The following is an 8,578-nucleotide window of genomic DNA, read 5'->3' on the forward strand; positions in this document are numbered from 1 at the left end:
AACTCAATGATTTTTTACTTCTTTTCACTTGAAGCCCCTTGGCCAGCCATAATGAGCCTTTCGATGACAGTTCGGACAGAGAGCTACCGCATTGGCAACAGTGTCTTCACCGCCTTCCGAAAGCGGTTTTTTATGATGGACTTCAAGATACGGAGAGTTATTCGCACGGCGTACAAATGGAGCCGGATTTTTGCAGTACTCACAGTATCCATTTGCAAGAAATAGAACCTCAGCCACGACATCAGGATTCCGGGCAAAGGAAACCGATATAACCTCGATTTTATTCGGGATAGCCCGAGCATTTTCTATCCGTTTGCGCCTCAGTTCGGGTTTGTCGAGTAATGCGGAACGGACTGCATCTTGAAACTGTTCTTCTTCTTTGACTTGGACTGATTTTCCCACCCAAAAATCACTCAAACGCTTCTTATTTCGCCGCTCTTGTAGAGAATCTCGGTCGCTTGCAATCGGTGAAACAAGGATCTTTTCAGACGCTGTTGAAAAAGAATCCCACAAAATCGTATTGGAAAGCAAGTTCGGAAGATTTGTTAATGATATAGAGTGTGCCCAAACAAGCGGATACTTTGATTTTTGAGTTGATTTTACAGGTCGATATTCAATTCCCTTGATTGGCGGAGGCTGCTGATCGACCAACAACCAAAGTCCCTGATCTTCTCCTGACCGTTGGATTGCAGCAAGGTAAATCCCACCCACAACGAGACTTGCCCTTGATGGATGAATACCAAACCACGCCCGTTGCGGACAACGGGTATGCTCAAAGGCAACTCCGAAGAAAACGATGATGCTATCAGCCAATTCCGGAGAAATATCACGACGTGCCTTCAGCCATAGCTGCAAATTGATTTTCCAATCAAAACGGTTCATAAATTCCTCGATTTTATAGATTGAGAATATTTTGGCCGAACGCTTGGGTAACGGGCAGCAAGGGTTTCCAACAAAGTTCATTGGAAGCACATCATTCAAAAGTTTTTTCAACCTTTAAAAAAAGGAGACCCTTGCTGTCCGGTTCACCCGCCTGTTGGGCTATTACTGAAGGGGACGAATCAATATTTCCCATAAATGTTCAGCGCCTCCTTGCTGGCTAAGATCTTTATCCCGATCTTGTCCTCCGAACGACTGCATACCCATTGGTTTCAATTTCAAGCTATACCCATCATCAGTTACCGAAATAATTTCATTCATTGAATTCCCGCGGCCATTATCGCCACTGGAATAACAAATTCCCTGGTTTCCCATCATACCGCTGCCATACCATATTGAACAGGAGGTGACCTTCCGACCATTTGAGTACACAGAGGCTGTAAAATTTGTTTCATCAATTCTCTTGAACCTCGTTTGAATCTGAGCATTTCTTTTCTCAAGTTCCTTCAATGAGCCAGCGAAGAAACGTGCAATATACTCATAGCTATTCTCTAAAAATTCGTCTCGTTCATGATCATTAAATTCTTTTTTTATTGCTAAATTGCTGGAACGTGGATTCGAGCTATACTTTGGGATTAACGATGCTGGATCATTATATGCAGCTGTAGAAGGTGCCTCTGGAATTTGCTCAAGTGCCTTCCGAATATCTTTTGTTACTATAGTGAATGCCTCATGCATATTCGCATACATGGAGACCGGCTTACCATCTGTTGGGGTAGCAAGTAAGGAACCAAATGGAGCACTGTGCCAATCACACGGATGCAAAATAACTGGAATCACAACAGCGGAGCGTTCTTTATGACGTTCTAAAGCTCGCTCCATTTCTTTCTCATAACAATAATTCGATGCGAGAAAATGAGCACTGACAAGCAGCAGTATTACTTGTGCTGATTCCAACTCTTCTGAAATTGACAAATCAATTTCGCTTCCGGCCGAAATCCTCCTATCGTACCACGTAGTAATTTTCCCCTGCCGTTTCAATAACGCAAGATGTGTTTCAAGTTCATTTCTGAGTTGTTCATCTTTGTGTGAATATGAAAAAAATAAACTTGCCATTTGTATCCTTTCCAATTTGTTGATTATGAGCCCAACGTTTGGGTAACGGGCAGCAAGGGTTTCCAATAAAGTTAATTGAAAACACATCATTCAAAAATTTTTTCAACCTTTAAAAAGAATGAGACCCTTGCTGTCCGGTTCACCCGCTGGTTAGCACAAGTTTGCAACTATCCTTTTTTATTGTTTTCTGGTAAATGAAGAATTGGTTCTCCTTCTAATTTCATAAATTCCATTTCTTTCATAGCAGACTGGATAATCTCAATATTTTTTTGATCCTCTTGTTGAGGTTCTTCCTCATTGTTCTCTGAAAAAGGCTCAACTCTAATCTCAATATTAAAACCTCGATCTATCCTATTTGCTAGCATTTTTAGTGCTGGGCCTAAAGCATTTGATAGTTCATTTTTTCTTCCGTTATCTTGAACCGGATAATCTTTTAGCAAATCAGCTTTGATTTTTTCTATTGTTTTCCCCATGAGTTCTTCTGCATGATCTTCAATCCCCTTAAGCCTTTTTTTTGCAATTTTCTTTTCTGCCAATTTAGAGTGTAATAATCGTACTTCAAGAATTTCTTTATAGGTAGAAATAATAGGTTCTATAGCCACGGCAAGAGTCGATAAAACACCAATACTGGCGCTGAGAAGAATAAAGGGGTCGGTTGTTGACAACGACTTTAATTCAAAATGTTCAATTTCCCCTTTTGAAACTTCTGAGAATGTTCTCAAAATGCTATTAATTTCCTTAAATTCATTTGATAAGCCCTCAAATGTATTTTCGATATAGGATCTTGGCAATAATATACCAAGCTCTCCCTCTCCTGGTTCTAATATCTCTGGTTCAATTTTAATATGTTTGAGACCATTTATAATTTGCTCAAGAGCGGTTTGCATTTGTGTTACTTCGGTACGCAAACTTTGAATTTCGCTAAGAGCAACTTGAGGGGTAATTTGGTTATTGAGAAAGATAGTATCGATTTTTTTAGATAGTTGGTTCCCCACATATTCATGTATCCCCAATTCTTTAATCGCTTGATTCCATGCCGGGCTATATTCATTGCTTTCTGCGAATGACAAATTATCTTTTAGTTTTTCTCTTGCATCAGCAAGTTGTTGTTGGTGAGGTGGGTGTTGTGGTTGGTTAATCATATTCTGAAGATTTGTAGAACTCTGGCTTAAAAGTTGTACCACTTGATTGGAATCAGTTTCTTCTTTGATTGATAGTGCGATCGAGTATATTCGTTCGACATTCATTATTTAGTTTCCTTATTTAAAAGGTTGTGGTGCTAACAGCGTCAATAAGTGGAAATTTTCCATAATATTGATAGTAATAGCTATTAAAATTTTCCACTTATCACGATACTGAGCTATGACAAATGGAAAACCATGCCCTTTTAAAATACTTAACTGCTCTTTTTCCACTTATCGTGCTATTATCAGCCACATCATGGAAAACAAATCAACAAGTTGTTGAACGGTTACGGATATCCTTTATAGTTGAATGATATCCGACCGAAACCATTAACCCCGACTCTTTACCACTCCTTAACCTACCTGTAAATAGGTAAAAACCCCTAGTTTTTCATTTATTACTCAATGCAAGGCAGACAATGGAAACAGAAGCCTGAATTAAAGTGACGGTTACGTTTCCTAAAGCTGATGCGATTGTTCGCCTGGCTCCGTAATGCATACCATGGGTCAAAGCCAGTAACATGCTTGGACCCGGTATGATTGAGGCAACAAATACGGTCATTGAAAACAGCAGTATGAAATTGATGGACATATTATTAACTCCCATTCATGGTGATAATTCTTTTGATCCATTTATACACAAGAAATCACATGGGCCACATATCCTTTTTCAGATGGAGGAAGTAACTTATATCATGTGCCCAATATTTTCTGTTTAAAGATAAAGAAAACAGCTCCCAAAATGCAAAGGCCGGCCCATAAGAAATCCAGTCGCATCTCTTCTTTCATGAACAGAACCGAAAAAGGGACAAAAATTGAAAGGGTTATTACCTCCTGAAGGATTTTAAGTTGACCCAGGCTCATTACCTGATATCCAACCCTGTTCGCCGGGACCTGCAATAAGTATTCGAAAAGAGCGATTCCCCAGCTGGCTAAAACAGCAATAATCCAAGACTTGGTTGAAAGATTTTTCAAATGCCCATACCATGCAAAAGTCATAAATATGTTGCTGCAGCACAGCAACCCTGCCGAAATAAAAAATGTTCGCATTCTGCTATTTCCCTTTACACAAGTAAATGATATCCGGCTATAAATATTAGCCGAATTTCTTTATCACTACTCAGACCGCCTGTAAATATGGAAAAAACACTATTTTTTATTTTTCTATTATACTTTCTCCTTAAAGCAACGCAACTTCAATCATATCAACAAACAAACCATAACAACTAAGGGTTTTCCCCAATTGACAATTACTCGTTTCAATTATATGCCATAAATGTTTTGCGAAATAAATCAGTAATGTTCATATTTAAGCAGAGGTCATATGGATCAACAGAAACTCAAAAACGTCCTAAAGCAGGCCTTGATAGAACAGCAAACGCCACCGGTCAAAAAACCAAAGAGAACACCGGTTTTTATCGTGATCATCATTTGTCTGGTTGTATTTGGCGTTCAGTACAGCACCACTCTTTTTTCATCTGATTCCGCCACCGGGCCATACGGGAAAATAATTTTACCTTCGACCGGATCCGTAACCGGAAAAGACGTCAATGTCACAGGCGAAACAAAAAACCTTGAATCGGGTCAATATATCTGGCTGGCAGTTGACAAACCGGATCTTGGCCTGTGCTGGCCCAAGGCCACCAGGATAAAAGCCAACACCAGATTTAAAACAACCATTTATGAAGGTGGCCCAAAAGAGCCTTATACTTTGTCTTTATATGCTGTCACCAAAACCGTAAATGACCAGTGGCAGGAATGGCTTGAAAAGGAAATGCACGGCGGGGTTCCAATGCCGCCGGATAAAAGACGGCTGGATTCAGTCAGACTTGTGCTGGGGGAGATGGTTACTGCGACAAAAAATTGGTAAGGTTTAATGGAAACGACATGATAAACATAGAAAGAACCATTAAAAAGACAGGTAACTACGGCTTGACAGGCTCCAGTTTTATTTTCAGGCGGCACCCGACCGCTTTAGCGTATCTGCGTAATGTCGCAATAGATGGGGAATGTTTTTTGCTGCCTCCCCCTGCTTCAATTCTAGCGACTGCAGGGGCTTTTGTGTTCATTGCCCTTGCCACATCTTCCTGGGTCATATTGGCTTTTGCCCTTGCTTTCAGCAGCTCATCAAGGAGCGTGAATTCTTCCTCAAGCGCCTCATATTCTGCCATGAATGCAGGATCTTCTTTCCATTTTTTTATCATGTTATCATGGGTGGTCATTTTTTACCTCCTTAAGCCTTTGTCTTGCGATATCAATCTCTTTTCGAGGCGTTTTATTGGATTTCTTAATAAATTCATGAAGAATCACTATTTCATATCCCACAATTGTACAGAAAAAAGCCCGGCCAATTCCTTCTTTCCCTTTGGCACGTATTTCAAACAATCCCTGTCCCATGGGCCGAGTAAACGGCATACCAAGGTTAGGTCCATATATTTTCATTTTTTCTGTTGTTCTTGCATAAAACGCCCTGATCCCAAGCGGCCATTGATCAATAGCGCCTCTTACTTTTTCATTGTAGTATGTAATTTTCCATTTCACACTTATAAGCTTAACAAATATGTTAAGTTTGATCAAGGCCTAATTAATAACCGAAAAGGAAACAATGAAAAATGAGCGTCCACAAAACAAAAACCGGCAATTATTTCTGCAAGTATCGGATCACGGACGAAACCGGCAAAAGAAAAGAAAAACGGGACTATTTCGGAAAGGGACTTGAAGGAGAGAAACTTGCCATTGAAAGGGATGAAGAACTCAAACAAACGGGTGCCATCTCGGAATACAAAACCGATCCCAAAAACCATGTGACCATAATTTTTTCAGATCTTGCCGAACAATACCTGGCATCCAAGGCAAACGATCTCCCTGAAACAAGCATCAAAAACATGCTGTATAAATTCAAGGGGAGAATTCTTCCCGAACTTGGCCACCTGGCATACAACCAGATCACCCACCACCGGCTGGACCTGTATGTAAAGAAACGGTTGAAAACACCTGTTGTAAAAAGAATGGGCAAAGATGGACAAAAGATTGTCCCGGTGAAGCACCCGGACGGTTCCATGAAAATGACCAGCAAAACAACCGTTCACCGGGAATTGTCGGATATTATCGCCATACTCAACTGGGCTGTTTCCCGTAAATACATCCCCCAGAATCATGCTGCCGGATACCGGAAGCCCAAAAGGGATGATCAAATCATAAGGCCCCCAAGTCCCGGAGAAGTTAAAAAAATTATAAAACATGGTGAAGCACACTTAAAAAGAGCCCTCCTGATAAATTATTATACCGGGTTGAGGCCGGGGAACGCAGAACTGTATAATTTGCAGTGGTATGACATTGACTGGGACAATCTCACTCTCCTGGTCAGGTCTGCAAAAAAGGGCGGGCCGGTTAAACGATCCGTGGCCATACACCCTGCCCTGTTGAAACAATTAAAAATCTGGAAAAAGGAAGATGAGAACAACACCCATCCATACATTATATATTGGAAAAACAAACCGGTGAAACGGATCAGCTCATCTTTCAATACCGCCAAAAGAAAAGCCGGGATCACAAGACGGCTTCGGCCCTATGATTTTCGGCATGCCGCCATCACCCAGATGATCATCAAAGGGGATCTCAAGGCGGCATCGGAAATTGCCGGTCATAGTAATATTGAAATGACGATCAAGCAGTATGAACACATCACCTCGGAAATTAAAAGAAAGACGGTTTCGGTTATTGAAGAGATTGATATTTGAGGATACAATACTCTTGTGGAAACGATCCTGATCTGGTAAGTTTTTTATACAAAAACAAAGCTTATCACCACCTTGTCACCAATATTGGTGACAAGACTTTAAAGCCCAAAACCCTTTATTGACAAGCGATTCGAGTTGAAATATCCGTTCGGGACGCTGGGGCCGGAGGTTCGAATCCTCTCATCCCGACCAGCACCAATCAAGGGTTTTCAGAGTTTCCATTTCAAGACATCTTAATTTTATTCTGCACATTGTTTTTAATATAAACTATTTAATAAAAAATCAAAAATACAGATTAAAATATTTGGGCATCCAATTCGGTTAGTTACAAATCGAATTATTATATAACTGCCACGGGCAGACTTGGTCTTTCATTCTTTTTTGCCCACAACAAAGATTTAAAGTCTCTGTATGAATTTTTTAAGACTTTACTATAAAAACTTTATTAAACTAATATGCATCAAACAAAAAGAAAAAAACTCCAAATCAAGTCATATAAAAAAAACATATCAACCGAATACTAATCATGATCTATTTGATAAAATAGCCGGCAACCCGCCATGTGCCATCCTTATCAATCATGACGGTCACGGATTCAACACCATTTTCCTTATTGGCAAATTTAGAGACATAACGCAAAATCAGGTATTGACCGTCGGGCATTCCCGGCAACGATGTGGTGAACTGATCATGGAACAGATCCCTTGAAATCAACTTTCCCAAAGGGTCTCTGACCTTTGTAACGATTTTTTCCCACTTATGGGCGGAAACAGAGGATTTAAAAATCCGGGCCGCAGTTTCCCAGCTTTCAAAATAATTCTTGTTATCGACAAGAGCCATCCAATTTTGGGCTGAAATAATTCCATCTTCATTTCCAGCATCATCCCCATTGGTTCCCTGGGCAAATCCAACTTTGAAAAAGACCAGACTGATCAAGATGCTCAAGACGATTAAATTTCTTTTCTTCATCTTTTATCTCTCCTCGTATAAAGGTTTCGTATAAAGGTTTTTAAATCAGGCTTGAAAAAGGCGATAGCCTTTTTCAATACCTTTTTTATTCCAACCAGCGCAGCTGGTTGGGTGCCGCAATCGCAGCGATTGCGGCGTTACGTGACATTTGCCTTTCAATGCTATTTTGGCCATAATAGCTGGAAGGCTGCCGGGGTTCGGCTTTTTCTCCTTGAGGTAATGTCCTCTTAAGAAGACCGCCGATGCCGGTTTATTACACTTACCGCTTGATGCGCGAATCTGCACTGATTTAGCAGCGAGGCTGTGTTCCATCGGCGTCACCCCCATTTGAACAGTTTTATTAAACTGCAAAGGAGTAAAAAAAAGATGTGGACACTTGGAATTGATATTGCAAAACGAAAACATGTTGCGGCGCTTTTGGATGACAATGGTAAAAAAGTCTTTAAAAATTTCTCAATACCCTGGAAGGAGTGAACCGGCTCTTGGATCGGATCAACCAAGTTGGCTTTTCCATAGAAAATCTGCTTATTGGCATGGAAGCCACCGGTCATTACTGGATGATACTTTACCATTTTCTTTCCAATGCCGGATTCCAGGTCCGTTTGATCAATCCTTTGATGACTTCGGCAAGGCGTAATGCAGGTATCAGAGGAACTAAAACGGATTCTGTAGATGCCGAACTTATTGCCA

General features: G+C 40.5%; 13 protein-coding genes. 3 read left to right on the forward strand and 10 right to left on the reverse strand.

The features are described 5' to 3' along the window. Positions 1-24: 24 nt before the first annotated feature. The 6 genes from BLT94_RS21215 to BLT94_RS21235 form a co-directional block, all read right to left on the reverse strand. Positions 25-972, reverse strand: a complete 948-nt coding sequence (locus BLT94_RS21215; RefSeq protein ID WP_245743217.1) for an HNH endonuclease — start codon at positions 970-972, stop codon at positions 25-27. 72 nt (positions 973-1,044) lie between these two features. Next, positions 1,045-1,995, reverse strand: a complete 951-nt coding sequence (locus BLT94_RS21220; RefSeq protein WP_092238671.1) for a toll/interleukin-1 receptor domain-containing protein — start codon at positions 1,993-1,995, stop codon at positions 1,045-1,047. A gap of 167 nt (positions 1,996-2,162) precedes the next feature. Continuing rightward, positions 2,163-3,242 carry a hypothetical protein gene (locus BLT94_RS21225; RefSeq protein WP_092238656.1) on the reverse strand — a complete coding sequence of 360 codons (1,080 nt, stop codon included), beginning with the start codon at positions 3,240-3,242 and terminating at the stop codon, positions 2,163-2,165. Between the two features lie 12 nt (positions 3,243-3,254). After that, a complete protein-coding gene (locus tag BLT94_RS22120) occupies positions 3,255-3,410 on the reverse strand; it encodes a hypothetical protein (RefSeq protein ID WP_175530449.1) in 156 nt (51 codons plus the stop codon). Positions 3,411-3,570: 160 nt separating this feature from the next. Further along, on the reverse strand, positions 3,571-3,771 hold the full coding sequence (locus tag BLT94_RS21230) for a hypothetical protein (protein WP_175530450.1): 201 nt from the start codon (positions 3,769-3,771) through the stop codon (positions 3,571-3,573). Positions 3,772-3,872: 101 nt separating this feature from the next. Further along, entirely contained in the window at positions 3,873-4,229 is a 357-nt protein-coding gene (locus BLT94_RS21235; RefSeq protein WP_041279588.1) for a DMT family protein, read from the reverse strand. A 274-nt stretch (positions 4,230-4,503) separates the two neighbouring features. Between BLT94_RS21235 and BLT94_RS21240 the strand changes: the two genes are divergently transcribed. Next, complete coding sequence (locus BLT94_RS21240; RefSeq protein ID WP_092238659.1) at positions 4,504-5,049, forward strand: hypothetical protein; 546 nt, start codon at positions 4,504-4,506, stop codon at positions 5,047-5,049. A gap of 55 nt (positions 5,050-5,104) precedes the next feature. Here BLT94_RS21240 and BLT94_RS21245 read toward each other — a convergent pair whose 3' ends face one another. Together BLT94_RS21245 and BLT94_RS21250 are read right to left on the reverse strand one after the other, a co-directional pair. Then, positions 5,105-5,401, reverse strand: coding sequence for a helix-turn-helix domain-containing protein (locus tag BLT94_RS21245; RefSeq protein ID WP_014958457.1), 297 nt, complete (start codon positions 5,399-5,401; stop codon positions 5,105-5,107). Beyond that, on the reverse strand, positions 5,388-5,720 hold the full coding sequence (locus BLT94_RS21250; RefSeq protein ID WP_092238674.1) for a type II toxin-antitoxin system RelE/ParE family toxin: 333 nt from the start codon (positions 5,718-5,720) through the stop codon (positions 5,388-5,390). Before BLT94_RS21250 ends, BLT94_RS21245 begins: the two co-directional genes overlap by 14 nt. A 71-nt stretch (positions 5,721-5,791) precedes the next feature. Here BLT94_RS21250 and BLT94_RS21255 point away from each other — a divergent pair, with 71 nt between their 5' ends. Then, positions 5,792-6,919 (forward strand): tyrosine-type recombinase/integrase, encoded by a 1,128-nt coding sequence (locus tag BLT94_RS21255; protein ID WP_092238662.1) that lies wholly within the window; start codon positions 5,792-5,794, stop codon positions 6,917-6,919. Positions 6,920-7,450: 531 nt separating this feature from the next. Here BLT94_RS21255 and BLT94_RS21260 read toward each other — a convergent pair. Then, positions 7,451-7,888, reverse strand: a complete 438-nt coding sequence (locus tag BLT94_RS21260) for a DUF4019 domain-containing protein (protein WP_092238665.1) — start codon at positions 7,886-7,888, stop codon at positions 7,451-7,453. A 45-nt stretch (positions 7,889-7,933) separates the two neighbouring features. Further along, positions 7,934-8,200, reverse strand: coding sequence for a hypothetical protein (locus BLT94_RS21265; protein ID WP_041279161.1), 267 nt, complete (start codon positions 8,198-8,200; stop codon positions 7,934-7,936). Positions 8,201-8,370: 170 nt separating this feature from the next. Between BLT94_RS21265 and BLT94_RS21270 the strand changes: the two genes are divergently transcribed. After that, positions 8,371-8,578 (forward strand): IS110 family transposase (locus BLT94_RS21270; protein ID WP_139169100.1); only part of this gene is annotated, 208 nt, incomplete at its 3' end.

Source organism: Desulfobacula phenolica, from assembly GCF_900105645.1.
GTDB classification, from domain to species: Bacteria; Desulfobacterota; Desulfobacteria; order Desulfobacterales; family Desulfobacteraceae; genus Desulfobacula; species Desulfobacula toluolica.

What these genes read in the sequence shown, in the direction of transcription:
- BLT94_RS21265 (WP_041279161.1), bottom strand. Translation starts at nt 8,200, where the DNA reads ATGGAACACAGCCTCGCTGCTAAATCAGTGCAGATTCGCGCATCAAGC.
- BLT94_RS21255 (WP_092238662.1), top strand. Translation starts at nt 5,792, where the DNA reads ATGAGCGTCCACAAAACAAAAACCGGCAATTATTTCTGCAAGTATCGG.
- BLT94_RS21245 (WP_014958457.1), bottom strand. Translation starts at nt 5,401, where the DNA reads ATGACCACCCATGATAACATGATAAAAAAATGGAAAGAAGATCCTGCA.
- BLT94_RS21220 (WP_092238671.1), bottom strand. Translation starts at nt 1,995, where the DNA reads ATGGCAAGTTTATTTTTTTCATATTCACACAAAGATGAACAACTCAGA.
- BLT94_RS21230 (WP_175530450.1), bottom strand. Translation starts at nt 3,771, where the DNA reads ATGTCCATCAATTTCATACTGCTGTTTTCAATGACCGTATTTGTTGCC.
- BLT94_RS21260 (WP_092238665.1), bottom strand. Translation starts at nt 7,888, where the DNA reads ATGAAGAAAAGAAATTTAATCGTCTTGAGCATCTTGATCAGTCTGGTC.
- BLT94_RS21235 (WP_041279588.1), bottom strand. Translation starts at nt 4,229, where the DNA reads ATGCGAACATTTTTTATTTCGGCAGGGTTGCTGTGCTGCAGCAACATA.
- BLT94_RS21225 (WP_092238656.1), bottom strand. Translation starts at nt 3,242, where the DNA reads ATGAATGTCGAACGAATATACTCGATCGCACTATCAATCAAAGAAGAA.
- BLT94_RS21240 (WP_092238659.1), top strand. Translation starts at nt 4,504, where the DNA reads ATGGATCAACAGAAACTCAAAAACGTCCTAAAGCAGGCCTTGATAGAA.